Here is a 25596-nt window from a genome sequence, read left to right as displayed (position 1 = left end):
TAGGGCAAATCACATGCCATGCGCGAAAGCGTTGTGCGACGGGCCTTGGCGGTCTTGAGACAGATGCAGGTGTCCGTCTGCCTGACAGCGGGTGTCAGGAAACTGGACACTCTCTTCAGCTCAAGCCGTAGGCCGCGAGCTTCGTGTAGAGCGATTGCCGGCTGATGCCGAGCCTGCGTGCCGCCTCCGCGCGATTCCCCGACGATGCGGCAAGCGCCCGCTCGATCGCCGCGCGTTCGAGTCGCTCGACGGCTTCGGGCAGCGGCAAGTCCAGAAGGGCGTGGTTGAACGCGGGCGCCACAGCAAGGGTTTCGAGGAACGCGAGATCATCCTCCGTCACGAGCGCGCCGCGCGCGAGCGCCTGCACGCGCTCCATCGCGTTCTTGAGTTCGCGCACGTTGCCCGGCCACGCGTGAGCCAGCAGCTTCCTTTCGGCGCCCGCACTCAATAAGCGCGCCGCGCTTCCCGCCGACGCCAGAAAGTGCCGCGCGAGCGGCAGGATATCGACAGGCCGGTCGCGCAATGGCGGCAGGTGGACCGGAATCACGTTGAGCCGGTAGAACAGGTCCTCGCGAAAGGTCCGCGCGATGACTTCGGCTTGCAATTCGCGATGCGTCGCGGTGACGATCCGCACGTCGATATCGACAGGACGGTTTGAGCCGAGCGGCATCACCGAGCGCTCCTGGATCGCGCGCAGGAGTTTGGCCTGCATCGCGAGCGGCATGTCGCCGATTTCATCGAGAAAGAGCGTGCCGCGCCGTGCTTCGACGAAGCGCCCCGCCCGCTCGGACACCGCGCCCGTGAACGCGCCCTTTGCGTGGCCGAACAACTCGCTTTCGAGCAATTCAGCCGGAATCGCCGCGCAATTGATCGCGACGAACGGACCGTCACGGCGTTTCGACGCGTCGTGCAATACGCGCGCCGCCACTTCCTTGCCGGTGCCGGTCTCGCCGGTGATGAGCACCGTTGAATCGGTGGCGGCGGCGCGGCCGATCTGCTTCTGCACTTCGCGCAGCGCATCGCTTGTGCCGATCAAACGTGGCTCGCCGGTGTCGTCCGCGACGCGCGACGTGGCGCCGGGCTTTCCGGGCTCGCTGCTTTCGGCGATCTTGGCGAGCAGCGTGCTGATCGCATCGCGCCCGACCGGCTTCGTCAGATGCTCGAACGCGCCGAGGCGCATCGCGTGGATCGTGTTGTCGCTCGTGGCGAAGGCGGTCAGCACGACGACGGGCAGCGCGTTCCGATCCGGCATCTCGCGCAGCCGTTCCAGCACGTCGATGCCGCTCATGTCGGTCATGCGGAAGTCGAGAAACACGCAATCGACCGGTGCATCCGACGCGAGGAGGCGCAGCGCATCGCGGCCGTTCGACGCTTCCATCGTCTCGTGGCCAAGATCAGCCAGCGTTTCAGCGAGGCTTTCGCGGAAGGCGTCATCATCGTCGACGATCAGGATGCGTGTCATGGGATCTCGATCACAAAGCGCGCGCCGGGTTCGTTCGCATCGCCGGATGCGGCGCAGTACGCGCGGCCGCCATGCGCCGTCGCGATCTCGCGCACGACGGCGAGGCCGAGTCCTGAACCCGTCGCGTGGCCGGTCACGAAGGGCTCGAAAATACGCTCGCGTTCGGACGGCGGCACGCCGGGGCCATCGTCGGCGACTTCAATTGTGAGGCCTGCAGCGCTACGTGTGGCGCTCAGCGTGACGTGCCCGCCGTGCGGCGTGTGACGTATCGCATTGAGCAGAAGATTGTCGAGCGCGCGGGCGAGTTGCTGCGCGTCGAAACGCGCCGTGCATTGCGGCGCTGCGCCCAAGTCGAGCGTCACGCCCGCACGTTGCGCTGCATCGCGGTTCGCGTCGATGCGGCGGGCGAGCCATGTGTCGAGTACGATTTCCTGCGCGTCGATACGAATCGGTTGAGTCAGCGCGAGCAGCCCGGAAAGCTGCGATTCCACCCGCCCGATCTGTTCGAGAATCGCGCTCAGCGCGCGCGTGCGGCGCTCTGCGTCTCCGGCGAGCGCGTTCTCGGCCTTCAGCCGCATCGCGCCCACCGGATTGCGGATCTCATGCGCTATTTGCGCCGCCAGTTGCCCGAGCATCGCGAAGCGCTCGGCGTGGGCGAGCCGCGCATTCAGACCGGCCGCTTCGTGTTGCAGCGCGGCCGTGCGTGCGACGTGCGCGTTGAAAGCGGCGACGATCTTGTCGAGGTCCGGTTCACCGGTCGAATCGATCGGGTCGAGCGTACCGGCGTTCTGCGCAAGACTTTCCTCGATACGCGACAGATTCGCCCGCCAGCGCCGCAGCACGATGCCAAGCGCGATTGCGATCGCGACGATCACCGCCAGCAGCACCGCCAGCCCCGTGATCAGCGTGCGACCGTAAGGCCCGAGCGGCGGATGCGTGCGCGTGAGCGTCCAGGCGAGCAGCGCGGGACGATGTGGCACCTCGCACGCGGCGACGATCACCGCGTCCTCATCGCTGACGACAAACTCGGTCGTCGCGGCGTGCGTCGATGTGACTTGACGCAGTGTGCGCAGGATCAGCGGCGTTTCGGCTTCGGGCACATCGCGTTTGATGCCGCTGCCGCGATAAGTCGGGAACGCGTATGCGGCAAACGTGCCCCGCGCGTTCTCCGATGGTTGCCAGAAACCGCCTTCGACGCCCTGCATCTGCGCGAGAACGACATCGAGGATCGCATGCATCAGCTCGATATTCGGCGGCGTTTCGGCTGCGCCGTCGACGGAAGCATCGTAGCGCGACGCTACCGCTTCGCAGCCCGCGAGACTCTGCGCGCGTGCGAGTTCGAGCTGCCGGCCGCCGTTCGCCTGCGCCATGAACCACACGAGCCCGATCAGGAGCGCGCACATGACGGCGACCAGCGCCCAGAACACGGCGAGCTGGCTTGCGAACGAAAGGCGCCGGAAAGGCATGGGCATGGAGTCGGTTAGCGGCAAGACCGGTGATGTAGCAAGAATCCTGCCGCAACCTGCCCGACAACTTCAACTGAACTCGGACCGAAGTTTCTGCTTCAAGTGGAGCAAGTCGTTTTGTCTTGTCCTCAACGAGTTTTCCAGTCGGTTGGCACGCACCATCAATTGCGCGATGGAATCGCGGCCCTGCTCGGCGGCATCACTCGATAGCTGAAGGATGCGCTTGCGGATCGCCTTTCCCAGCGCAGCGTGAAGGCGCTGGTAGTCCACACCGACGACGTGTTCCTCGAATCGGGCATCTGCGTCGAGTTTGATTTCTGCGAGCGAGGCGTCGGGTTCCATGCAGTAGTCGGACAATAGCGTGTTGGCCTCACGCGTAAACGACGCAATAATAGACCGCGACAAACTCCCGCAAATTGCGGCCACATCGCGTTTGGCCGAATGCTTGTCGAGCAATTCCGGCAACGTCGGTATAACGCTGCGCCACACGGCGCTGGAGATTTGCTCTTGATGTCGTTCGAGTGCATCGAGAGCGGTTTCCGATGATGCACGCAACACCGAGATCAACGACAGCACATCGCCGCACAACACGCCCATCACGTTTTCTTCCAGATGATGTAGAAGCACTTCGGCCCGCTTGCGCCGCTTGTACGCCAGTGTCGGTTCTGCGATCGCTAGCAGCGCAGCGTATAGCCGCTCGAATCCCGCCTCGGCCATTGCAGCTCGCGTTTGTCCTTGCTCGCGTGCCAGGTACGAGGAGATCGACACCGGCGCTTTCAGAAGCTCGGAGGGAACGTCCATCCCCAAGAGCTTTTCTTCCGCGCGCGCCTTGACGTCGGCCTCCTGCTCGGCGCGGTTCTGCGCAGTCTTGTTGCGCAGAACCTTGCGGATCTCACCATCGATCTCGTCTTCTTCGTACACGTCGCTACGGGTCACGATCGGCAACAGCGGCTTGTTGCGGTGCAGTTCGCGGCCGAGTTCGTCCAGTTCCTGCACTTGTCCCGGCGACGTGGAGCTGGTGAGCCACAACACGCCATCGGCGCTGTCGGTGAAGCGTTGGGTCAGCGCGGCGTTTTCCGGCGTCACCGAATGCAAGCCGGGCGTGTCCACGAGCACGAGGTTTCCTGCAAGGCGCACCCCTTGCAGCCGCACCGTCGTCTCGGTCACGCCTTCCTTGAAGCGTTCATTCGTCTCGACGATGCGCCCGCCATCGAGATGGAAATACGCCACCGTCTTGCCGTAAGAGGCAAACCGTTCCGCAAGGAAATTGCAGAACGAGCTCTTGCCGGCGTTGAATTTGCCAAACACCAGCAGCAAGGCTTTGTCATCGAAGGATTCAGCCAGCGATCGAGCGTGTTCGAGGTTCGCCCAATGCTGGGTCCACCTTGGGGCGCTTTCTTTCAATACCGCATTGATGGCTTCGGCCTGCACAGCCAGTGCGCTGTGTTCTTTCAATCCTGAGTGAGCCAGGCGATTGTGGTGCAGGTCAGAAGTCAACCGCTCGAACCAGTCTTCCAGCAGGCGCAGCATCTTCTCGACATCGTGCGCGATGAACTCGAATGCATCGACCTCGGCGATGAAGCCTTGTTCATTGGTCACGTCCGCTTTCATGCGCTCTCTTCCAGTGCGCGCAAGGCAGCCGACGCCTTTTCCGAAGCGACGATCGCCGATTCGTTTTGCGCGATTCGCGCCGCCAACGCCTTGCGGTCGGCTGAGATCTCGAAGTAGTGAGTGAACTCGCGCTGCATGCGCGTCCGGCCCAATGCGTCGCAGAACATCCTGCGCAAGTCCTTGCGAAACTTGACCGACACACCCATGACCGCGACCATCACCGTGTTAAGCGCGCGCGCCACGGTTTGCTGTTCCGAAGGCAGTTCGATGACTCCCTGCCCGGCGAGAAAGCCATCAATTTCGATGCATGCGCGCGAGTAGGCGATTTGTATGTGCGCGCGTTCAAGTTTTCCAGCGGTGATCGCATATGCGTCGCTGGCGGAATCCGGCACGATGGCATGGTCTGTACCGAGCGTATTCAACATTAGCTCGATGTCGCCGCTTACCTTTTCGATAACGGTCTTGAGTCCTTGATCGAAGTCCAGACGTTGTCGTGTCTGCGTTCCAAGTAAAGCTTCGCGCGACGCTTGTTGCTCGGCGTTTAGCGCTTTCAATTGATCGCGCATTTCGCCGAATAGCAGCGCGGTTTCATACGCACGCGCTTTCGGCACTCCGGCGAGCGCTGCGTCTAAAGTAGAACGCAGCGAAGGGATGCCGCTCCTTTCGAGCAGCAGCTTTTTACTCTCTTCCAACCCCTTCCGATAGCGCGTCGACGAAACTGCATTCAATGCGATGCCCGGTACTTGCGCGCCAATCGCGTTCCTTACCTTCTGCAGTTCGCTGTCGTCCGCCAATTGATCGATCTGCGAAAGCACGAGCAAGGTGCACCGTTTAGTCCGCTCGGCGTCTGCGCGCAGTTCGGCCAGCAACGCCAGTTCCTTCGCGTCCAGTTCGCCTTCCTTCGCGGCATGCACGAACAGGCGAACGTCGGCATGCAACCACGCAGCATGCAACGCATGGCGATCGTCTTCGGTGCCGACGTCCGCATCCAGTCCCGGCGCGTCCAGCCAGCGCACGCCGTCGTGCACGCTGTCCGACAGTTTCACCGTCTCGCGCTTGTCGGCTACAGCGAACGTGTTGTTCCCGATCAACTCATTGAGCAGGCGGCTCTTGCCGTGGTTGTATTTACCGATGACGGTAACGATGGGTTTGCCGCGCTTGAGCAGGATCTGCAGTCGCGCCATATCGTCGGTGCGATCTGGCAGCACGGAAACGAGCGACGTGACAAGGCCGTCTTCAGGCATGCGTTAGCTCCGCGGTTAATCGGCCGTTACAGCTACAGCCTTGATCTCGACGATATAGCCCGCCGAACCACCGAGCATATGCGCGCCCACCGCCGTCCACGCGGGAAGCGGGTCTGTCGTGAAGTAGCGGTCACGCACCTGCATGAACAACGGCAGGTCGCGCATGTCGGTGTGAAACGTGGTCAAGTCCACCACGTCGCTTAGCGTTGCACCTGCGGCTTCCAGCACCAGCTTGAGGTTCTCGAATGCCTGCACGATCTGCGCTTCGCGGCCTTCGACCAATTGCATGGACAGGTCACGACCAATCTGCCCGGACACGTAAATCGTATTGCCGGCCTTGACCGCGGGCGCGTAGTGAATCTTCTCGTACACCGCTTCCATTCCGGCAGGGACGATGGCTTTGCGTTCGTTCATGAAAAGCGTCTCCTTCGATACATCATGGCTCAGCCCAAATCCCCGCCAGCAACCGGCAACACGGTCCCTGTGATATACCCCGCCTCGTCCGACGCGAGGAACAGAATCGGTGCGACCTGTTCGTCGATGCTGCCATAGCGCTTGAGAAACGTCGACTCAGTAACCTGCTTTACCGCTTCGCCCATCCACGCCTTTTCTTGCTCGCTGTCGCCGGCGGTATTGCGCGGCACGCGTCGTGGAGGCGCATCTGTCCCGCCCGGCGCCGTGGCGACCACGCGGATGTTGTGCTCAGCGTATTCCATCGCGAGCGACTGCGTCATCGCGTTGACACCGCCCTTCGCCGCCGAATACGGCACACGACGTATCCCGCGTGTGGCGTTGGAGGAAATGTTGACGATGGTTCCACCACCACGCTCGATCAGATGCGGCAACACCGCGTGGCACGCATACAGGGTCGGCATCAGCGAACGACGAATTTCCGCATCGATCTGTGCAGGTTCGAACTCGCCGAACGGACGCATGCGAATCGCGCCGCCGACACCGTTGATCAGGATGTCGATGCCGCCGAACTCGCGCACCGCAAAATCCATCGTGGACTTCGCGCCTTCATACGTTTCGAGGTCGGCGACGAATCCCGCCGTGTCCGCGTCCTTCGCTTCGGCGGCCACTTCGGAAACGAAGTCCGCGCGATCGACGAACAGCACTCTGGCGCCCTCGGCCGCCGCACGCAACGCTACACTGCGGCCGATGCCCTGCGCCGCGCCGGTCACGATGATGACCTTGCCGGCAAATCGTTGTGTGCTCATGCGGCCCTCGGCGCGACGTTGGGCGTGAACTTCTCGTAGTGGAAGCTGTTCGGCTTCACGCCGGTGTCGTCGAAGTGCTTGCGCACAGCATCGACCATCGGCGGCGGCCCGCACAGATATACGTCTACGTCGCCGTCATTCAGTGCGTCGGCGGGGATGTGTTGCGTGACCCAACCCTTGCGCGGATGGCTCGACTCCGCTTCGGCCACGACCGTGGAGTAGCTGAAGTTCGGCAGCTTCGCCGTGTACGCTTCGATTGCCTCGACCTGCACCAGATCGAGGTCTCGCGTCACGCCGTAAATCAGGTGGACCTTCTGATCCGATTCGGTGCGTACCAGCACTTCCAGCATCGACAGGAAGGGCGCCAAGCCCGTACCGCCCGCGAGGAACAGCAACGGCCGCTCCACGGCGCGCAGATAGAAGCTCCCGAGCGGCCCGATCAGTTCGAGCTTGTGGCCCGGTTGGGCGGCGTCGAGCCAAGTACTCATCACGCCACCGGGAATGCGCTTGATCAGAAAACTGATCTTCGACTGACCCGGCCCGGACGAGAACGAATACGAACGATGCTGGCCACTGCCAGGCACATCGATATTGACATACTGACCCGGCAGGAATACGGGTGCGTTCGCATCCACGTCCAATTCGAGCACGACGGCCGCGTCGTTATGCGGTTCCACCTTCGATACTGTCGCGGCGAACTTGCTCTGCTCCGTCTTGCACGCGGTGGACGACGCGGGCACCGAAATCACGCAATCGCTTGTCGGCACCATCTGACACGTGAGGACGAGGCCGCTATCTTTCTCGTCTTCGCTCAGCGCCTCTTCGATGTACTCGTCGCCGAGGTCGTAGCGGCCGCTCTCGGCGCGGCACTTGCAAGTGCCGCAGACGCCGTCGGAGCAATCCATCGGCAAGTTGATCTTCGCGCGGAACGCCGCATCGAGCACCTTTTGACCCGGCTTGCATTCGACGAAACGCGTTACGCCGTCTTCGAAATTCAGTGCAATTTTGTAGCTGGACATGTTGTCTCCTACCTTCAATTTCCTGCCGACATTCGACGTTACACGTGGTAGACGTCGAGCACCTGGCGGATATAGTCGTTCTTCAGCGCGATACGTTTGCTGGCAATCAGCAAGGCATCATCGACCCTTCGCAACGTGACGAACATCGTGCCGAAAAATTGATCGGTCATCTTGTAGCGATGGCTGAGCGTGTTGAAGTTGTAGCGCACGTCCACTTCGTTATCGCGTTGCGCCAGCACTTCCACGTTGGTCACGTTGTGGCTCGTGCGCGGCTCAGGCATCGAAGCGCCGCTGCGCTCGGTCTTGATGCGAAACACACGATCTTCCAGGCCGCCACGGTCCGGGTAGTACATCAACGAGATCTGGCTCTCATGGTCGTCGGTGAGTTGATCGTCGTCGTCCCACGCCGGCATCCAGTAGGTGACGTCCTCGGCATAGCAGGCGAGCCATTCGTCCCATTGGCGGTCATCGAGCAGACGCGCCTCGCGGTACAGGACCGCGCAGATTTTTTGATAGTCGAAGCTCATGCCAGTGCCTCCGTTTGTTCCTTTTTCAGCGCGTCGCGCATCACGTTCACCCAGTATTCGTGCTGAACTACGAAGAGACCTTCGTCTTCGCTACGCTCACCCGAGATGAGCGGCTTGATACCCATGTTCTTGGCGTTCGCGTCCGGCCCTTCGACCCACAGCGGCGCGCCGCGCGAAAGATCGTTCCACAGCGCGGTAGTGCCGGCATAACCAACCTGACACGCGCGGAACTCTTCGAGGTCGTCAGCCGTGCCCATTCCCGAGACGTTGAAGAAGTCTTCGTATTGACGGATGCGGGTCGCTCGGTCCGTTGCGTTCTCGCCCTTCGGCGCGAAGCAGAAAATGGAGACCTCAGTCTTGTCCACGCCGAGCGGACGTATCACGCGAATCTGCGTGCTGAACTGGTCCATCAGGAACACGTTCGGATACAGGCACAGGTTGCGAGTCTGGTTGACGATGAAATCCGCTTTCACTTCACCAACACGCGCCTTGATTTCATCGCGGTATTGATACACCGGTCGCACTTCCGGGTTCATCGTTTTGGTCCACAACAGGATGTGGCCGTGGTCGAACCCGTACACGCCCGCTACCGACTTGCTCCAGCTATTGGCATCAACCGCCTTCGTGCCGTCGACCTTGCGACGGTCCATCGTCGCGGCGTAGTTCCAGTGAACGGTGCTGACGTGATACCCGTCGCAGCCGTTTTCCATCTGCATCTTCCAGTTGCCGTCGTAGATGTACGAGGAATTTCCGCGCAGCACTTCGAGCCCTTCCGGCGCCTGATCGACGATCTGGTCGATGATCACCTTGGTTTCGCCGAGGTAGTCTTCCAGCGGCAAGACGTCTGCGTTGAGGCTGCCGAAGAGGAAGCCGCGATAGCTCTGAAAGCGCGCGACTTTTCTCAGGTCATGCGAACCGTGCGTATTGAATTGCACCGGATATTCAGTGGTCTTCACGTCCTTCACTTTCAGCAGCTTGCCCGTGTTGGAAAAACTCCAGCCATGAAACGGGCAGGTGAAGCTGCCCTTGTTGCCATGCTTTTTGCGGCACAGCATCGCACCCTTGTGGGCGCAGGCGTTGATGACCGCGTGCAGTTCGCCGGTCTTGTCGCGCGTGATGACGATGGGCTGACGGCCGATCCACGTCGTGTAGTAATCGTTGTTGTTCGGAATCTGGCTTTCATGCGCCAGATACACCCAGTTGCTTTCGAAGATGTGCTTCATCTCCAGTTCGTACAGGTCGACGTTCGTGAAGATATCGCGGCGGCAACGGAAGACGCCAGCTTCCTTGTCATCTTGGACGGCGGTATTCAGCAGTTCATCCAGTTGCGTGGCTTTGTTGGTAATGACGGACATGTGTGCTCTCCATGCGTGCTCCAGACGATGGAGCGCTAGCAGTGGTATCGAAGGATTCTTGCGAAGAATTGAGCGGCGGCAGGGTCGCTGATTAGCCGCCGCGTCGGGCGATTACGCCGTGGCCGAAGCACGCAGACGGTGGACGAGCTGGTTGTCCTTGCCCTGGACCAGCGGAGTCAACTCGATGTTGAACTCGATGTCCTTGTATGTATCGTCTTTCATGCCGAGCGCCGTGCCGCCCGTCTTTTCGACGACATGCGGAATCAGGTCTTCACGGGTGGCGTAGGCGAAGTCGTCCCAGATCAGCGGGTCGCCTTCGATGTTGATCTGCGTCGTCAGCTTGCGGTACTTGTCGGTGGTGACGAAGAAGTGCACGTGCGCCGGACGGTTGCCGTGGCGGGCGAGCGTGTTCAGCAGCTGCTGCGTCGCGCCGTGCGGCGGGCAGCCGTAACCCACCGGCATGAGCGTGCGAAATTCGTACTTGCCATCCGCGCCTGTCTTGACCGCTCCGCGCAGATTGAAGTCGCTTTGCGCGCCGGTGGGGTCGAAGTGCGAATAGAAGCCTTTCGAGTTGGCGTGCCAGCATTCGACGAGTGCATCGGCAACGGGCTTGCCGTCAGGGCCGGTTACGGTGCCGCGAATCACCAGCGGGCCGGACTCGGCATCAGGATCGAGGTCGATCTTCGATACGCCTACGCGCTCCGGCGCACCGGCCACGTAAAGCGGGCCTTCGATCGTGCGCGGCGTGCCGCCGTTGATGTCGGCTTCGCGGTCCTCGGCGTCCATGCGGATGTCGAGGTATTTTTCCAGGCCGAGGCCGGCGGCGAGCAACGCGGCTTCGCCGTCCTGGCCGAGCTTGTTGAAGTAATGGACGCCGGCCCAGATTTCATCGGGCGTCATGTCGAGGTCGTCGATCGCCTTGAACAAATCGCCCAGGAGCCGCTGGACAATCTGCTTGGCGCGAGGATTGCCGTCCTGGCTGCCCAGATTGGCGGCGGCTTTCAGCAAGTCCTGCACTTCCTTCGTATCGAACACTTTCACGCTCATGATCGTCTGCTCCTGAATCTCTTTTCTGGTGGGGTTAACCCTTGATTCGACACCGGTATCGCTATGTTTAGAAGGTATAATCCGGTGCTGAAACTGAGTGTGAATGAAGAATAATGGACGCCTGAACGGCCAGTCCAACACTGATTTAGTATCGGGCCATATCCAGGAGGTATCGAGATGGAGTTGCGGCATCTGCGCTATTTCGTAGCTGTAGCCGAGGAACGCAATTTCACGCGCGCAGCCCAGCGGCTGCACATCGCACAGCCTCCTCTGAGCCGTCAGATACAACAACTGGAAGAGACCCTCGGCGTTCAGCTACTGGAGCGCAGTTCGCGCCCGCTGAAGCTCACGGAGACGGGCAAGTTCTTCTATTCCCATGCCGCGCAGCTGCTCGCGCAGACAGCCGAGCTTGAATCGATGACGAGGCGCGTGGGCACCATCGAGCGCAGTCTTTCAGTCGGTTTCGTCGGTTCGACGCTTTACGGGATGCTGCCGAAAATCATCCGGCGCTTCCGCGACGAGAACACTACCGTCGAGTTGAGCCTCCACGAAATGTCGACGATGGATCAGATCAGGGCGCTAAAGGATGGTCGTATCGACGTAGGATTTGGCCGTATCCGGCATGAGGACGCGAACATCCGCCGCGTGATTCTTCGCGAGGAGAAGATGATCGTCGCGCTTCCGGAGGGCCATCCGCTTTCGCTTGCGAAACCCATCCTCGCGCTTCGCGATCTGCTTAACGAGACGCTTATCGTTTTCCCTAAGGCACCGCGGCCCAGCTATGCGGACCAGGTGCTTGCGGCGTTCAAGGACCGCGCGCTCGAGCCGCGCAAGATATATGAAGTCCGTGAATTGCAGATTGCGCTGGGTCTCGTGGCAGCGGGAGAAGGCATCTCGATTGTTCCGAGCAGCGTGTACGGCCTGAAGCGCGACGACGTGAGCTATAAGGAGCTGGACGACCCGACGCTCGTCTCGCCGATCATCATGAGCATGCGCATGCTCGACGAATCGCGCGACATTCGGGAGATGCTCGAACTCATCTATCGGCTGTACGACGAGGAAAACATCGCCTATGTGCCCCGCACCGACCGGGGCTGATCACGCCGGATATACCCCCGGAGTATGGCACTAGACGTTATCGGTCTTGGACAAGGGTTTATTGGGCGCGCAATACTTCAGCAACCCCACCACTCCGCCCTTTAAGGTATGAACGCCCAAATCACCTCCGTCGAAGCGATTCTGGTTGACCTCCCGACCATTCGCGCGCATCAGCTAGCCATGGCGACGATGCAGCAACAAACTCTCGTCATCGTCCGCCTTCGTTCAAGCGATGGCATCGAAGGGATTGGCGAAGCCACCACGATTGGCGGCCTGTCTTACGGCGAGGAAAGCCCCGAAGGCATCAAGCTGACCATCGATACCTACCTTGCGCCCGCGCTCGCCGGTCTCGATGCCACGAACATCAACGCCGCGATGGCGAAGCTGAACAAGATCGCGCGCGGCAATCGCTTCGCCAAGAGCGCGCTCGAAACGGCGTTGCTCGATGCACAGGGCAAGCGCCTCGGTGTTTCAGTCGCGACGCTGCTCGGGGGATCGGTGCGCAAGACGCTGCCGGTTCTCTGGACGCTCGCGAGCGGCGACACGCAGCGCGACATCGAAGAAGCGGAGATGCTGCTCGCCGAACGTCGGCACAACACGTTCAAGCTCAAGATCGGGCGTCGCAGCGTGCGCGACGACGTGGCGCACGTGTCCGCGATCAAGCGCGCGCTCGGGGATCGCGCGAAGGTGACCGTGGACGTCAACCAGGCGTGGAACGAAGCGGATGCCGCGACCGGCATCGCCGCACTCGAAGCGGCAGGCATCGACCTGATCGAGCAGCCGACGCCGCGCGAGCAACGCGGCGCGCTGGCGCGGCTCGCCGCGCGCTTTGTCGTGCCGATCATGGCCGACGAAGCCGTCACGGGGCCCGAAGATGCGATCGAACTCGTGCGCGGCGCATGTGCCGATGTCTTCGCGCTGAAGATCGCGAAGTCGGGCGGGATCTACGGGATGTTGCGCACGGCCGCCGTCGCCGATGCAGCGGGCGTCGCGCTGTATGGCGGCACGATGCTCGAAGGGAGCATCGGCTCGATCGCTTCGGCGCATGGCTTTAGCGCGTTGCCGCAACTCGCTTGGGGCACGGAGCTGTTCGGGCCGCTATTGCTTAAAGATGACATCGTCACGGCGCGTCCGCAATATCGCGACTTCGATCTGCACCTGCCGAGCGGCGCGGGCCTTGGGCTCGCCATCGATGAAGACAAGCTCGCGTTCTATCGCCGCGACAAGGCATCGGTTTGATATCCAGCTTTAACGATTATTTCGAGGAGACAACATGCTTTATCTGGTGAGAATGGATGTTCATTTGCCGCATGACATGCCCGCGCCCATCGCGGAGGAAATCAAGGCGCGCGAGAAGGCCTATTCGCAAGACCTGCAGCGGCAAGGCAAGTGGCAGCAATTGCATCGTGTGGTCGGCGAGTATGCGAACTACAGCGTGTTCGATGTCGATTCGCATGACGAGCTGCATACGCTGCTGTCCGGCCTTCCGCTCTTTCCTTATATGACGATGCAGGTGACGCCGCTTGCGCGCCACCCTTCGTCGATTCGCTGACGCGATTAGCGGGCCGCGTTCGGCGCGACAGCGGCATTCCGTTGCCTGCGCCGATAAACGGTATCGCGCGACGCGAGCCAGTAGTACAGCGGTGACGTGAGCAGCAGCCCGATGACCCAGGAGAGATCGGCGCCGTCGAGATACTTGGGCACGGGACCCGCATACATCGGCGTGTTCATGAACGGAATCTGCACGGCGATACCGATCGCGTAAGCCATCAGCGCTTGTGGATTGAAGCGGCCGTAGATGCCGCCGTCCACTTTGAAAATCGACTGGATGTCGTATTTCCCTTTGTGGATCACATAAAAGTCGATCAGGTTGATGGCCGTCCACGGCACGAGCACGACGAGCAAAGCGAGCACGAGATCGACCAGGTTGCCGACGAAATTCGTCGAAGCGCCGATCGCTCCGTAGCAACACGCCATCAGAATGACGACGGAGAGCACTGCTCGCGCCTTGGCCGTCGGAATCCAGCGATAAGCGAAGGTTTGCAGCGACGTGATGACCGCGAGCACCGCGCCGTACAGATTCAACGCGTTATGGCTGATCACGCTCAGCAGGAAAAGCACGAGCATCGGCAGCCCGAGCGGACCGGTCGCCAGCTTGACGGCGTCCATTGCGTCAGCGCCCGGCGGGACCGCGAGCACCGCGACCGCGCCGAAGACGAACGCGAGCGTCGAGCCGATTGTGCAGCCAAGATAGGTCGCCCAGAACGTCGATGCGACGCGCACGCTGGCTGGCAGGTAACGCGAATAATCGGAGACGTAGGGCGCGAAAGCAATCTGCCAGAGTGCGGACAGCGAGACGGTCGCGAGCCAGCCGGCGAAGTTGAAGCCGCCGCGCGTGAAGAAGTCGTCCGTTGCGATATGCGTGAGGATGTAGCCGAAACCGATGCAGATGCCGATCCCAAGCACCCAGGTTCCGACGCGGTTCAGAATATGAATGAACCGGTATCCGATAATCCCGATCAGCCCCGATCCCACCGCGCCGATCACGATACCCACCGGCACCGATACGGAGTTTTCGATGCCGTGAAGCGACTTCCCGGCAAGCACGATATTCGAAGCAAAGAAGCCGACATACATCACGCCCGCGATCACGGTGACGAGCAGTGCGCCCCATGAGCCGAACTGCGCGCGGCTCTGGATCATCTGCGGGATGCCCATCTGCGGTCCCTGCGCCGAATGCAAGGCCATCAGCACGCCACCGACAACCTGACCCACGATGATCGCCACGATTCCCCACACCAGATTCAAATGGAAGATCTGGACGCCGAGCGCGCCGGTCACGATCGGCAATGGCGCAATATTCCCGCCGAACCACAGCGTGAACAGATCGCGCACCTTTCCATGACGATCTTCAGGTGGCACATAGCCGATGGTGTGCTTCTCGATCAACGGTGAAGCATTGCGTTCTTGAGTATTCAACTTCGTCTCCTGTTTTGCGCGGACGAGCGCGCTCGTTGTACGGTCGGGCCGTACTTGGGGCAATCAAAGGTAGATGCTCCTACGCGGCGTCTTTCAGGACGGCTTGGAGAGGTAATCGGCGAGGCGAGCCAGCAGGGCATCGCAGTTGTTCAACTGCTCGATGGTGACGAATTCGTCCGGCTTGTGCCCCTGGTCCATGCTTCCGGGTCCGCACACCACCGTGGGAATGCCGGCCTGATCGAAGAGTCCGCCCTCGGTACCAAAGGCGACCGTACCGAACTCCGCGGAGCCAGCGAGTAACGCGAGCAAACGTGCGGCTTCGCTGTCGGGCGGCGTGGCCAATCCCGGATATGCGCTGAGCGCTTGCAGGCGTATGCCGGCATCGGACTTCACCGCACGCATCTTTGGCAGCAACTCGACTTCGGCGAAGGTCTGTAGTTCGTCGGTCACCCGATTCGCATCGAAGCCCGGAAGCGCGCGCACCTCGAAATCGAACTGGCATTCCGCGGGCACGATGTTGAGCGCTCGCCCTCCTTCTATCACGCCAGTCTGCACGGTCGAGAACGGCGGATCGAAACGCTCATCGTGATATGCAGGCCGCGCCAACTGCTCGCCGATCTCCTCCAGTCGGTTGATCAGTCGCGCTGCATACTGGATCGCGTTGACACCATAAGGCGCGTAAGCGGAGTGGCACGCGGCGCCTTTGACATGGCATCGCATCGCCAGCTTGCCCTTGTGACCTAGCACCGGTTTGAGTTCGGTCGGCTCGCCGATCAGGCACAAGACGGGCTTCAACCGACGCTTTTCAAGCTCGGCCAGCATCGGCCGCACACCGAGGCATCCGACTTCCTCGTCATACGAGAAGGCGAGATGCACCGGCAGCCTCAGCGATCGCTCGATAAAGCGTGGTACCGCCGCCAGCACCGAAGCGATGAAGCCCTTCATGTCCGCCGTGCCGCGGCCGTATAGCCGCCCGTCTTTCTCGGTGAGCGTGAACGGATCAAAGGTCCAATCCTGTCCATCGACAGGGACCACATCGGTGTGGCCTGAAAGCACGATACCGCTTCGGTCACTGGGACCGATGGTCGCGAACAGATTGGCCTTCGTGCGCTCAACGTTGTAAAACAGCTCGCTCTCGACGCCAAGGTCAGCCAGATATTGCCGAATGAAATCGATCAGTTCGAGGTTCGAATGCCGGCTGACTGTCGCGAAGCCGATCAGCCGTTCGAGCAGATCGCGGCTCGACATCTCATTCATTGCCGGGCACTCCATAGCTGGGCGCGGCTGTCGGATTCAAAGCGCGGGTCACGTAGTCCTGCATCTGCGGACGATACGCTTGCCAGAGGCTATCAAGCTGACCGATGGGGTCATCGTCGGCCCAGTCGACCCGCAGATCGACGATCGGCCAGATAGGGTCGCCCGCAATCTTCAGCGCCGCCGAATGCACCGGCCCCGCTTCGCCACCGGCCGTCATTGCGGCGTGCATGGCCGCGAGCAGCCGGTCGGCAAGCGAGCCTTGCGTATTCTGAAAGGCCGGAACCATCGCTTCGATGACGTGAGTCCCCGCCAGCATGTTGCCCGCTGCGACGCACTGCTCTCCCGCCACAGCGGTGTAGATCCCAAGCGCTTCCTTGCCGCTGAAGAATGCGGTGCGTCCATTCGTATCGATGACCGTCACCTGACGATATTCGCTATAGTCGTTCGCACCGAGCGCATGGTCCAGCGCCGATTGCGGATCGAACTGCTTCGTTTCGAGCAGGTCGAGAATCTGCGGACCGAGCGCAGGCAGCGTAACGTTCTGCGTCGCCACCGCCCCAACACCCGCACGCACCCACGGGCATCGTGCGCCCACGGCGATACTCGATGAACTGATCGCGATTCCAAGCTGCCCGGATTCCTGACAACGTCCGATGATGGAGAATGTCATGCGCTGCTCCTTAGGCCTGAGGCGACGTCCAGCCATCCGGGATGACTGCGATCACATCGATCTCCATCAACCATTGCGGTTGTCCCAAAGCGCCCACGACAAGGCCGGTCGAAATCGGAAACACGCCCTTGAGCCACTTGCCGACTTCCTGATACACCGGCTCGCGATAACGCGGGTCGGTCAGGTAGGTCGTGGTCTTGACAATATGAGTCATGTCGCTGCCCGCTTCCTCCAGCAGTTGCTTAAGGTTCTTCATCGCCTGCTCGGCCTGGGCGCGCGGATCGCCGAGACCGACGAGATTGCCTTCAAAATCCGTACCGACCTGACCGCGCACATACACGGTATTACCGGCGCGCACAGCCTGACAAAGATCGTTGTCCAGCGTCTGGTTCGGGTACGTGTCCTTCGTGTTGAACATGCGAATGCGGGTGTGCGTAGGCTGGGTCATTGATCTACCTCGATGCTAAAAAGAAATGAGTTAAGCGCAAACGTTGTGAACGCATGGTGCGCTCTCGGTGCAACGGTCCTCTGCACGACGCTGCGAGGCATCGCGATATTCGAGGTACTTGCGCTGCGTGACGATATGGTCGGCGATATGCCTGGCATCGTGCCAGACACCCCAGATGAAAGCGGAGCCTCGGCGCGACAACCAGGGCAGGCCCAGAAAATAGATGCCGGGCTCTTTGGACACGCCTCGCTGATGCCTGGGCTTGCCCTTCTCGTCGAACGTGTCGACATCGAGCCAGTTGAAATCCACCGCATAGCCGGTTGCCCAGATGATCGACGTCACGCCCGCTTTGGCGAGATCGAGTTCGCTGAGCGGATGCGTCATGCATTCCGGATCGGCGGGAATGATGCGGGCTTCTGGATCGTCCGGAAGGTCGAGACCGTTGCGGGCGACATAAGCATCAGCCGCATTCAATAGCGTCAGGTAGTTCTCGTCGCCGCGCGCAATGTTCTCGGCGAGATCGGCTTCGAACGTCACGACGCCGTCATCGAATGATTTTGTCAGACCAACGAGCGTGATGCCTTGATGCGCAAGCCGCCGGAAGTCCACGGTCTGGCCGCCGCGCGCCCCGCTCACTGCGATGGTGACGTGCTCCCTGCCCGGTCTCATGACCTCTGCATCCCATTCGCCGAGCACGCCCAGCCACCAGCAAAAATCGCGGCCGCGATACGCGCGCGGCGGACGATCGTGCGCGCCCACCGAGAGATATACCTGCTTGCCCGCACGCTGCAATTCATCGGCGATTTGCACGCCCGACGAACCCGCGCCGACGACCAGCACGCCGCCTTCGGGCAACTGCGCGGGATTGTGATAGTCGGCGGAATGAATCTGCGTGATATTGCCGCCTTTAGGAGCAATCGGCGGAATCACGGGCCGTTGAAAAGGCCCGGTCGCGACGACCACACGGTTAGCCTCGATCGTGCCTTCCGATGTATCGATCGTAAAACCCTGCCGCCCCGCGTTACGCACGACCTTCTTCACTTCGACGCCAGTGCGGATCGGAGCGTCGAACTTACGTGCATACGCGACGAAGTAATCCGCCACCTGATCCTTGGAGGCGAACCCGTCCTGGTCGACATCGTCGAATTCGAGATTCGGGAATCGATCGTGCCAGGCAGGGCCGTTAGCGACGAGCGAGTCCCATCGCCCTGTGCGCCAGCGCTCGGCTATACGATCGCGTTCCAGAACAAGATGCGGCACGCCGAGCTTGCTCAGGTGCTCGCTCATGGCAATGCCGGCCTGGCCGGCGCCGACGATGAGCGTATCGATTGAGGTTCTTTCCACTGTCATGGCTATATCCTTCTGAAAGGCGTTTTTAGCAATTGGCTTAAGCGTGATAAGTCGCCGCAGGCCGTTCGTCATGGGGAAAATTTACGCCCTCAAACAGAATCCGAAAAACATATTTAAAAAATGCATTGCATCGAATTAGGCTATGCAAGCGATTTTGAGCGCGTCACAATGCGCGCATTCAAGGCCTGAACATGGAGCGTTTCCGATGGAAAGCCACCCTTTGCGCTACTCGCTGCGTCAGTTGCGCTATTTCGTGGTGACCGCCGAAGTGCTCTCTTTCACGGCGGCCGCCAAGCGTCTGCACATCTCGCAACCGTCGATTTCAACAGCGCTCGCGGACCTCGAAGTCTCGTTCGGCGTGCAACTCTTCATACGACATCACGCGAGCGGCCTATCACTCACGCAAGCCGGCCGCGACCTGCTCGGGCAAGCGCGCAATCTGCTGAAGATCGCCGAAGAATTGCAAATGGCCGCCAAGGAAATGGACGGCGGCGTGACGGGTTCCATCGCGTTGGGATGTCTGGTCTCGCTTGCGCCGCCATTGATGCCGGGTCTCATCAGCCGGTTCACGGCCGAGCACGCGGGCATTTCGTTTCGCACCGTAGAGGCGCATCAGGACGGCTTGCTACGCGGTCTGCACGACGGTTCGCTCGACATCGCCCTGACCTACAGTCTCGATCTGACCGAGGAAATCGCCTTTACGCCGCTGCTTTCGTTACCGCCTTACGCGATTCTGCCGAAGACGCACCGGCTCGCCCGCGCGCGCAAGGTATCGCTCGCCGATTTGCTTCACGAGCCTTATGTGATGCTGGATCTGCCGCATAGCCGCGAGTATTTCGCCGCGCTTTTCGATGCCGTGGGCACGCGGCCGGTTCCCGCATTTCGCTCGTCGCAGCCGGAGGTGGTGCGCGGCATGGTGGCTAACGGACTCGGCTTCAGCATCCTCAACTTTCCGCTGAAGTCGAATCGCACCGTGGATGGCGAAGACTTCGTGATTAAGCACTTCAAGGACAGCGTCAACGCCACGACGCTGGGGATCGCGCAATCGCGCACGATGAAGCCGCGACAAGTGGTGCATCGCTTTTCAGCGTTCTGCGAGACCTATATTCGACGACTGCATCTCGACACGTAAAAGCGCTGAAGACTCGCAAGCTGTATAGGCAAAAGCTTTGCTTTGTATCCGAAAACAATATTTTAACTGGCAATTTGGCTTGATAGATTGATGTCCATGATGAGCGTAACGCGGCAAGCCTCAAGCACTTGGCGCGCTCCCGAAGGAATGGATCATGGAGGGCTTCATGGCAGACGCGGCACGAACGACAGCGGTAGAAGCGCTGGTGAACGACCTGCAAACCGGATGCGAACGGCCATTCAGCGATGCCCGCTCGATGCCGCCGGGCGTCTATACGTCGCCTGAATTTCTGGCGCTCGAAGAAAGCACGATCTTTCAGCGTGAGTGGCAATGCGTGGGTCGCGCGAGCGCACTTGCCGCGCCGGGCGACTATCTCACCGCGCAGATCGCGGGACAACCCGTGGTCGTGTTGCTTGACGAGACGAATACGATCCGCGCGATGTCCAATGTGTGCCTGCATCGGATGTCGGTGCTGCTCGAAGGACGCGGCAACGTCCGCCGGATCGTGTGTCCGTATCACGCGTGGAATTACAACCTCGACGGCGGGCTGCGCGGCGCACCGATGATGGATCGGCAGTCAGGCTTCTGCAAGGAAAGCTATGCGCTGCCGAAGGTGCGCTGCGAAGTGTGGCAAGGCTGGATCTACGTGACGCTCGATACGAATGCGCCGCCCGTCGCCACGCAACTCGCCGAACTGGACATGCTGATCCGCGATTACGGCATGGCCGATTACATAGAAACCTTCTATGAAGAGCACGTCTGGGACACCAACTGGAAGATCCTCGCCGAGAACTTCATGGAGAGCTATCACTTGCCGATGCTGCATCGCGCGACGGTTGGTCCGCACTCGCGGCTCGACGAGATGGAATGTCCGCCCGGGCTCGCTGCGTTCAACTATCACTGGATCACGAAGGAAGCGTCGCTGCCCATCGGCAACGCGCATCCCGACAATCAGCGCTTGCAGGGCCACTGGCGTAAGACGACCGCGCTTCTCGCGATCTATCCAACGCATCTCGTCACGCTGACGCCCGGTTACTTCTGGTATCTCGTGCTGCAGCCGCAAGGCACCGGCCGCGTGCATATCCGCTTCGGCGGCGGCCTTGCGCCCGAGTTCATCGCCGATCCCAAGGCGAACGATTACATGGCGACGCTTAAGGCGCTCCTCGACGAAGTCAATGCCGAGGACAAGCGTGGCGTGCAGGCGGTCTATCGCGGGGTACAGGCGCCGCTCGCGAAGCCCGGCCATCTGAGCCATCTCGAACGGCCGAACTACGACTTCGCGCGCTATCTCGCGCAGAAAGTGTCGCGGCCATAAAGAACCATCGACAGGGTGCCATCACGATGTCAAACCAGTCCTTCATTTCGTTCTCGGGCGTGAGTAAGTCGTACGACGGCACGCACTATGTCGTCGAAGACTTGAACCTCGACGTTCGCAAGGGCGAGTTCCTGTCGCTGCTCGGACCATCCGGCTCGGGCAAGACGACGACTCTCATGATGCTGGCGGGCTTCGAATCGCCGACGCAGGGCGAGATCCGCCTCGACGGCCGGCGTCTCGACGACAAGCCGCCGCATCTGCGCGACATCGGCATGGTGTTTCAGAACTACGCGCTCTTCCCGCATCTGACGATCGCGGAGAACGTGGCCTTTCCGCTTTCGGTGCGGCGCGTGAGCAGGACCGACCAGAAGGCGCGCGTCAAGCGTGCGCTCGAAATGGTGGAGTTGCCGCATCTTGCGAACCGGCGTCCTTCGCAATTGTCGGGTGGACAGCAGCAGCGCGTCGCGCTTGCACGTGCGCTCGTGTTCGAGCCGAGCGTCGTGCTGATGGACGAGCCGCTCGGCGCGCTCGACAAGCGCCTGCGCGAGACCATGCAGTACGAGATCATGCGGCTGCATCGCGAGCTTTCGCTGACCATCGTCTACGTGACGCACGATCAGGCCGAGGCGCTGACGATGTCGGACCGCGTGGCCGTGTTCTCCGATGGCCGCATCCAGCAGGCCGCCACGCCCACCGAACTCTATGAAAACGCGCAGAACGCTTTCGTCGCGAACTTCGTCGGCGAGAACAACGGCTTGAAGGGACGCGTCGTCAACGCAAGCGAGGACTGGGCGACGCTCGCGCTATCGGACGGCAGCGTGATTCGCGGACGCTGCGAACTCGGCCTCTCCGCAGGCGACGAAGCGATGCTCGCGCTGCGCCCCGAGCGCGCGCATATCCCGAGCGCGGAAGGCACGCACGTCGATGAACATAGCAACGTGGTCCACGCGCGCGTCGAGGAACTCGTTTATTGCGGCGACCATCATCGCGTGCATCTGAAGCTTGGTTCGCGCGATGACATCGTCGTGAAGCTGCCCAATACGCAACGCCACGCGTTGCCCTCGCCCGGCAGCGCGATCGACATCGCCTGGCGCCACGACGATTGCAAGATCCTCGCGATGAACGCTTCACGTAGCGCGTCCGCGCTCAATTCCGTCACACCGGCGTAACTTCCTCTCACACACACACGCTACCGCAGGAGCCTACCGACATGCGCACCAATATCAAAGTCCAATGCGCCGCACTCGCCGTACTCGCGCTCGCCAACGTCCACGCTCAGGCAGCGGAGACGCTCTCCGTCGTGACCTTCGGCGGCGCCTACGAGGCGGCCGCAAAGAAGGCCTACTTCGATCCGTTCACGCAAGCGACCGGCGTCACCTTCTCGACCGAATCGTATGACGGCGGTCTCGCGAAACTCTCCGCGATGGAACAGGCGAAGAACACGACGTGGGATCTGATCGACCTCGAAACGAACGATGCGATCACGGCCTGCGACGAAGGTCTGCTCAAGAAGTTCGACAAGAAGCTGCTCGGCAAAACGAGCGATTTCATTCCCGGTTCGATCAGCGATTGTGCGGTGGCGAGCATGGTGTGGTCGACCGTCTACGCCTACGACGCAAGCAAGATGAAAACCGCGCCGACCACCGTCAACGACTTCTTCGACCTGGAGAAATTTCCCGGCAAGCGCGGGCTTCGCAAGTCGCCGAAGGTATCGATGGAGTGGGCGCTGATCGCGGACGGCGTCGATCCGAAGGATGTCTACAAGGTGCTCGGCACGCCGGCCGGTGTCGACCGCGCGTTCAAGAAGCTCGATACGATCAAGAAGAACATCGTGTGGTGGGAAGCGGGTGCGCAGGCGCCGCAACTGCTCGCCGATGGCGCGGTAGTGATGACGCAGGTCTACAACGGCCGCATCGACGACGCCGCGAAGAAAGACAACAAGCCGTTCAAGGCCGTGTGGGACGCGCAGGTGTACGACTTCGAGTGGTGGGCGATTCCCGCGGGCGCGAAACACGCGGACACGGCGACGAAATTCATCGTAGCGGCGTCGCAACCGAAGAGCTATGCGGATCTCTCGAAGTACATCGCGTACGCGCCGCCGCGCAAGGACGCGATCCCGCTCGTCGACAAGCAGCGCCTCGCCGACCTGCCAACCGCGCCCGCCAACTTCAAGCGCGCGGTGCAGATCAACGCGAACTTCTGGGCCGACAACGCGGACCAGATCAACAAGCGTTTTCAGGTCTGGCTGACGCAATAACGCCACCGTTCGACGAGAGCCCACCTTGACCGCGACCAGCACCATGCCCACTTCGGCCCATGCCGCGGCCCCGGGCTCTCCGACGAGAGCCGGCGGCCGCGAGTCGTTTCAAAAGGCACGCCGCCGTGCGTCGATGCAGGCGCTGCTGCTTGCACTGCCGCTGATCGTGTTCCTGCTGTCCACGTTCATTGCGCCGATCGCGCTGCTGCTCGCGCGCAGCGTGCAAAACCGCGAAGTGCCCGAAAGCATGCCCGCGCTCACGCGCGCGCTCGATGCCTGGGACGGGCGTGGCGTACCGGACGAGCGTACGTTCGCCCTGCTCGCCTCGGGACTCAGGCAGGCGCAGCAGAGCGGACAGCTCGGCACCGTTGCGCGTCGTCTGAACTTTGCCCAGCCCGAGTTTCGCAGCCTCCTGATGCGCACGGCGCGCGGCCTGCCGACAGATGCGCCCCCGGCATGGAAGCCCGCGTTGATCGAGCTCGACGAGCGCTGGAATTCGCCCGAGATATGGAGATTGCTGAAGCGCGCTGCCGCAACGCCGACACCCGATTACGTACTCGCAGCCGTCGATGCCCAGGTGACGCCCGCGGGCTCCATCGCATCCGTGCCGGAGAACGCCTCGGTCTATCGCCCGGCATTCGTGCGCACGATATCGATCAGCGCCACCGTGACGCTGCTTTGTCTCGTGCTCGGCTATCCGGTTGCGTGGCTGCTCGCCAACCTGCCCGCAAAAAGCAGCAACCGCCTGATGCTTTTCGTGATCGTGCCGTTCTGGACGTCGCTACTCGTGCGCACGACCGCATGGTACGTGCTGCTGCAACCGGGCGGCGTGATCAACAGCGTGCTGTCGGGACTCGGGCTCGTGAGCCATCCGTTGCCGCTCGTCTTCAACCGCACCGGCGTGCTGATCGGCATGACGCATATTCTCTTGCCATACATGATCCTCGCAATCTATTCGGTCATGAAAAGCGTCTCCCCCGTCTATATGCGTGCGGCGCAATCGCTAGGCGCGCATCCGTTCACGGCGTTCTATCGCATCTACGTGCCGCAGACACTTCCGGGTGTCGGCGCGGGGTGCTTTCTCGTCTTCGTGCTCGCGCTGGGTTATTACATCACGCCCGCGTTGCTCGGCGGCGCAGGCGACGAGATGATCAGCCAGCTCATCGCGATACAAACGAACACGCAGCTCAACTGGGGGCTTGCGGGCGCGCTCTCGGCGTACCTCGTGATCTTCACGGCGGTTTTCTATTTTCTGTTCAACCGGATCGTGGGCATCGACCGGTTGCGTTTCGGCTGAACGGAGGCACGCATGCAAGACAAACGCAACAGGGTGCTGACCGAACGCATCGCCGCGCGCTGGGTGCGCGTGCATACGGCACTCGTGCTGTTCTTCCTGATCGCGCCGATCCTCGCGATCATCCCGCTGTCGTTCAATTCGGGATCGTATTTCTCGTATCCGTTGCAGGGCTTTTCGATGCGCTGGTACGAGCAGGCGTTGACGAGCCCGGACTGGCAGCGCTCGCTCGCGAACAGCATCGGTATCGGCGCGGCATCGACGCTGATCGCTACCTGCCTCGGCACGCTCGCCGCGCTCGGCCTGAGCCGCACGCAGTTTCCGCTTCGTTCGCTGATCATGCCGATCATCATCTCGCCGATGATCGTGCCGATCGTGGTCGTCGCTGCGGGTTTCTATCTGATCTTTGCGCCGCTCGGTCTCGTGAACTCGTATCCGGGCGTGGTGCTCGCGCATGCGGCGCTCGGCACGCCGTTTGTCGTGATCACCGTGACGGCGTCGCTGCTGTCGTTCGATCAGAGTCTGTTGCGCGCCGCGTCCGGTCTCGGCGCGACGCCGTGGGTCACGTTCCGCCGCGTGACCTTGCCGCTCATCACGCCCGCGGTCGCGACGGGCAGCGTCTTCGCCTTCGCGACCTCGTTCGACGAAGTGATCGTCATTCTGTTTATCGGCGGGCCGGATCAGCGAACCGTGCCGCGGCAGATGTGGAGCGGCATCCGCGATTCCATCGATCCTTCGATCCTCGCGGTCGCGACGATGCTGATCGTGTTCGCCGTGTTGCTGTTCGCGAGCATCAACTGGCTGCGCGGGCGCGCGGCGGCGGCCAGTCAGGCGGTGGTCTGAAC

At 61.4% G+C, this 25596-nt stretch carries 24 protein-coding genes; 9 read left to right on the top strand and 15 right to left on the bottom strand.

The genetic code is table 11. The features are described 5' to 3' along the window. Positions 1-115: 115 nt before the first annotated feature. The 10 genes from AWB65_RS19385 to catA form a co-directional block, all read right to left on the bottom strand. A complete protein-coding gene (locus AWB65_RS19385) occupies positions 116-1462 on the bottom strand; it encodes a sigma-54-dependent transcriptional regulator (protein ID WP_087668678.1) in 1347 nt (448 codons plus the stop codon). Beyond that, a complete protein-coding gene (locus AWB65_RS19380; RefSeq protein ID WP_087668677.1) occupies positions 1459-2934 on the bottom strand; it encodes a sensor histidine kinase in 1476 nt (491 codons plus the stop codon). The genes AWB65_RS19385 and AWB65_RS19380 overlap by 4 nt, the downstream gene beginning before the upstream one ends. Before the next feature lie 63 nt (positions 2935-2997). After that, complete coding sequence (locus AWB65_RS19375) at positions 2998-4539, bottom strand: dynamin family protein (RefSeq protein WP_087668676.1); 1542 nt, start codon at positions 4537-4539, stop codon at positions 2998-3000. Further along, complete coding sequence (locus AWB65_RS19370; protein ID WP_087668675.1) at positions 4536-5783, bottom strand: GTPase; 1248 nt, start codon at positions 5781-5783, stop codon at positions 4536-4538. Before AWB65_RS19370 ends, AWB65_RS19375 begins: the two co-directional genes overlap by 4 nt. Positions 5784-5798: 15 nt before the next feature. After that, positions 5799-6197 (bottom strand): RidA family protein, encoded by a 399-nt coding sequence (locus tag AWB65_RS19365; RefSeq protein WP_087668674.1) that lies wholly within the window; start codon positions 6195-6197, stop codon positions 5799-5801. Positions 6198-6226: 29 nt separating this feature from the next. Continuing rightward, positions 6227-7003 (bottom strand): benzoate diol dehydrogenase BenD, encoded by a 777-nt coding sequence (benD, locus tag AWB65_RS19360; protein ID WP_087668673.1) that lies wholly within the window; start codon positions 7001-7003, stop codon positions 6227-6229. Next, on the bottom strand, positions 7000-8022 hold the full coding sequence (gene benC / locus AWB65_RS19355; protein ID WP_087668672.1) for a benzoate 1,2-dioxygenase electron transfer component BenC: 1023 nt from the start codon (positions 8020-8022) through the stop codon (positions 7000-7002). The genes benD and benC overlap by 4 nt, the downstream gene beginning before the upstream one ends. Positions 8023-8060: 38 nt before the next feature. Next, the gene (benB, locus tag AWB65_RS19350; protein WP_087655376.1) at positions 8061-8549 is read right to left on the bottom strand and encodes a benzoate 1,2-dioxygenase small subunit; all 489 of its coding nucleotides are present in this window, start codon (positions 8547-8549) and stop codon (positions 8061-8063) included. Further along, complete coding sequence (locus tag AWB65_RS19345) at positions 8546-9904, bottom strand: Rieske 2Fe-2S domain-containing protein (RefSeq protein WP_087668671.1); 1359 nt, start codon at positions 9902-9904, stop codon at positions 8546-8548. Before AWB65_RS19345 ends, benB begins: the two co-directional genes overlap by 4 nt. A 111-nt stretch (positions 9905-10015) precedes the next feature. Next, positions 10016-10951, bottom strand: coding sequence for a catechol 1,2-dioxygenase (gene catA, locus AWB65_RS19340; RefSeq protein WP_087668670.1), 936 nt, complete (start codon positions 10949-10951; stop codon positions 10016-10018). A 177-nt stretch (positions 10952-11128) separates the two neighbouring features. Between catA and AWB65_RS19335 the strand changes: the two genes are divergently transcribed. The 3 genes from AWB65_RS19335 (at position 11129) to catC (ending at position 13601) form a co-directional block, all read left to right on the top strand. Further along, entirely contained in the window at positions 11129-12049 is a 921-nt protein-coding gene (locus AWB65_RS19335; protein ID WP_087655373.1) for a LysR family transcriptional regulator, read from the top strand. A gap of 108 nt (positions 12050-12157) precedes the next feature. Then, a complete protein-coding gene (locus AWB65_RS19330; RefSeq protein WP_087668669.1) occupies positions 12158-13288 on the top strand; it encodes a muconate/chloromuconate family cycloisomerase in 1131 nt (376 codons plus the stop codon). A gap of 34 nt (positions 13289-13322) precedes the next feature. Then, positions 13323-13601, top strand: coding sequence for a muconolactone Delta-isomerase (catC, locus tag AWB65_RS19325; RefSeq protein WP_087668668.1), 279 nt, complete (start codon positions 13323-13325; stop codon positions 13599-13601). A 5-nt stretch (positions 13602-13606) separates the two neighbouring features. On the opposite strand, the gene AWB65_RS19320 is transcribed toward catC, so the two are convergent. The 5 genes from AWB65_RS19320 to AWB65_RS19300 form a co-directional block, all read right to left on the bottom strand. Beyond that, positions 13607-15028, bottom strand: coding sequence for a purine-cytosine permease family protein (locus AWB65_RS19320; protein WP_087668667.1), 1422 nt, complete (start codon positions 15026-15028; stop codon positions 13607-13609). 93 nt (positions 15029-15121) lie between these two features. After that, entirely contained in the window at positions 15122-16285 is a 1164-nt protein-coding gene (gene argE / locus AWB65_RS19315) for an acetylornithine deacetylase (RefSeq protein ID WP_087668666.1), read from the bottom strand. After that, positions 16278-16955 (bottom strand): DUF1028 domain-containing protein, encoded by a 678-nt coding sequence (locus AWB65_RS19310; RefSeq protein WP_087668665.1) that lies wholly within the window; start codon positions 16953-16955, stop codon positions 16278-16280. Before AWB65_RS19310 ends, argE begins: the two co-directional genes overlap by 8 nt. 10 nt (positions 16956-16965) lie before the next feature. Continuing rightward, complete coding sequence (locus tag AWB65_RS19305; RefSeq protein ID WP_087668664.1) at positions 16966-17403, bottom strand: RidA family protein; 438 nt, start codon at positions 17401-17403, stop codon at positions 16966-16968. Between the two features lie 30 nt (positions 17404-17433). After that, complete coding sequence (locus AWB65_RS19300) at positions 17434-18753, bottom strand: flavin-containing monooxygenase (RefSeq protein WP_087668663.1); 1320 nt, start codon at positions 18751-18753, stop codon at positions 17434-17436. A 205-nt stretch (positions 18754-18958) separates the two neighbouring features. On the opposite strand from AWB65_RS19300, the gene AWB65_RS19295 reads away from it, so the two are divergent. The 6 genes from AWB65_RS19295 to AWB65_RS19270 all read left to right on the top strand — a co-directional run bounded on the left by AWB65_RS19295 (position 18959) and on the right by AWB65_RS19270 (position 25594). After that, positions 18959-19885: a LysR family transcriptional regulator gene (locus tag AWB65_RS19295; RefSeq protein WP_087668662.1), complete on the top strand. Its 927-nt coding sequence runs from the start codon at positions 18959-18961 to the stop codon at positions 19883-19885. A gap of 166 nt (positions 19886-20051) precedes the next feature. Then, entirely contained in the window at positions 20052-21200 is a 1149-nt protein-coding gene (locus tag AWB65_RS19290) for an SRPBCC family protein (RefSeq protein ID WP_087668708.1), read from the top strand. A gap of 26 nt (positions 21201-21226) precedes the next feature. After that, complete coding sequence (locus tag AWB65_RS19285; protein WP_087668661.1) at positions 21227-22369, top strand: ABC transporter ATP-binding protein; 1143 nt, start codon at positions 21227-21229, stop codon at positions 22367-22369. 41 nt (positions 22370-22410) lie between these two features. After that, a complete protein-coding gene (locus tag AWB65_RS19280; RefSeq protein ID WP_087668660.1) occupies positions 22411-23457 on the top strand; it encodes an extracellular solute-binding protein in 1047 nt (348 codons plus the stop codon). A gap of 43 nt (positions 23458-23500) precedes the next feature. Continuing rightward, positions 23501-24754, top strand: coding sequence for an ABC transporter permease (locus AWB65_RS19275; RefSeq protein WP_087668659.1), 1254 nt, complete (start codon positions 23501-23503; stop codon positions 24752-24754). A gap of 12 nt (positions 24755-24766) precedes the next feature. Next, entirely contained in the window at positions 24767-25594 is an 828-nt protein-coding gene (locus AWB65_RS19270; protein ID WP_087668658.1) for an ABC transporter permease, read from the top strand. The last annotated feature ends 2 nt before the right edge of the window (positions 25595-25596 follow it).

This window comes from Caballeronia humi (assembly GCF_001544475.1).
GTDB classification, from domain to species: Bacteria; Pseudomonadota; Gammaproteobacteria; order Burkholderiales; family Burkholderiaceae; genus Caballeronia; species Caballeronia humi.
This window is presented reverse-complemented; position numbering and strand designations above follow the sequence as displayed.

Excerpts from the sequence above, each read along its gene's own strand:
- AWB65_RS19385 (WP_087668678.1), bottom strand. The coding sequence starts at position 1,462 with ATGACACGCATCCTGATCGTCGACGATGATGACGCCTTCCGCGAAAGC.
- AWB65_RS19380 (WP_087668677.1), bottom strand. The coding sequence starts at position 2,934 with ATGCCCATGCCTTTCCGGCGCCTTTCGTTCGCAAGCCAGCTCGCCGTG.
- AWB65_RS19375 (WP_087668676.1), bottom strand. The coding sequence starts at position 4,539 with ATGAAAGCGGACGTGACCAATGAACAAGGCTTCATCGCCGAGGTCGAT.
- AWB65_RS19370 (WP_087668675.1), bottom strand. The coding sequence starts at position 5,783 with ATGCCTGAAGACGGCCTTGTCACGTCGCTCGTTTCCGTGCTGCCAGAT.
- AWB65_RS19365 (WP_087668674.1), bottom strand. The coding sequence starts at position 6,197 with ATGAACGAACGCAAAGCCATCGTCCCTGCCGGAATGGAAGCGGTGTAC.
- benD (WP_087668673.1), bottom strand. The coding sequence starts at position 7,003 with ATGAGCACACAACGATTTGCCGGCAAGGTCATCATCGTGACCGGCGCG.
- benC (WP_087668672.1), bottom strand. The coding sequence starts at position 8,022 with ATGTCCAGCTACAAAATTGCACTGAATTTCGAAGACGGCGTAACGCGT.
- benB (WP_087655376.1), bottom strand. The coding sequence starts at position 8,549 with ATGAGCTTCGACTATCAAAAAATCTGCGCGGTCCTGTACCGCGAGGCG.
- AWB65_RS19345 (WP_087668671.1), bottom strand. The coding sequence starts at position 9,904 with ATGTCCGTCATTACCAACAAAGCCACGCAACTGGATGAACTGCTGAAT.
- catA (WP_087668670.1), bottom strand. The coding sequence starts at position 10,951 with ATGAGCGTGAAAGTGTTCGATACGAAGGAAGTGCAGGACTTGCTGAAA.
- AWB65_RS19335 (WP_087655373.1), top strand. The coding sequence starts at position 11,129 with ATGGAGTTGCGGCATCTGCGCTATTTCGTAGCTGTAGCCGAGGAACGC.
- AWB65_RS19330 (WP_087668669.1), top strand. The coding sequence starts at position 12,158 with ATGAACGCCCAAATCACCTCCGTCGAAGCGATTCTGGTTGACCTCCCG.
- catC (WP_087668668.1), top strand. The coding sequence starts at position 13,323 with ATGCTTTATCTGGTGAGAATGGATGTTCATTTGCCGCATGACATGCCC.
- argE (WP_087668666.1), bottom strand. The coding sequence starts at position 16,285 with ATGAATGAGATGTCGAGCCGCGATCTGCTCGAACGGCTGATCGGCTTC.
- AWB65_RS19310 (WP_087668665.1), bottom strand. The coding sequence starts at position 16,955 with ATGACATTCTCCATCATCGGACGTTGTCAGGAATCCGGGCAGCTTGGA.
- AWB65_RS19305 (WP_087668664.1), bottom strand. The coding sequence starts at position 17,403 with ATGACCCAGCCTACGCACACCCGCATTCGCATGTTCAACACGAAGGAC.
- AWB65_RS19300 (WP_087668663.1), bottom strand. The coding sequence starts at position 18,753 with ATGACAGTGGAAAGAACCTCAATCGATACGCTCATCGTCGGCGCCGGC.
- AWB65_RS19295 (WP_087668662.1), top strand. The coding sequence starts at position 18,959 with ATGGAAAGCCACCCTTTGCGCTACTCGCTGCGTCAGTTGCGCTATTTC.
- AWB65_RS19290 (WP_087668708.1), top strand. The coding sequence starts at position 20,052 with ATGGCAGACGCGGCACGAACGACAGCGGTAGAAGCGCTGGTGAACGAC.
- AWB65_RS19285 (WP_087668661.1), top strand. The coding sequence starts at position 21,227 with ATGTCAAACCAGTCCTTCATTTCGTTCTCGGGCGTGAGTAAGTCGTAC.
- AWB65_RS19280 (WP_087668660.1), top strand. The coding sequence starts at position 22,411 with ATGCGCACCAATATCAAAGTCCAATGCGCCGCACTCGCCGTACTCGCG.
- AWB65_RS19275 (WP_087668659.1), top strand. The coding sequence starts at position 23,501 with ATGCCCACTTCGGCCCATGCCGCGGCCCCGGGCTCTCCGACGAGAGCC.
- AWB65_RS19270 (WP_087668658.1), top strand. The coding sequence starts at position 24,767 with ATGCAAGACAAACGCAACAGGGTGCTGACCGAACGCATCGCCGCGCGC.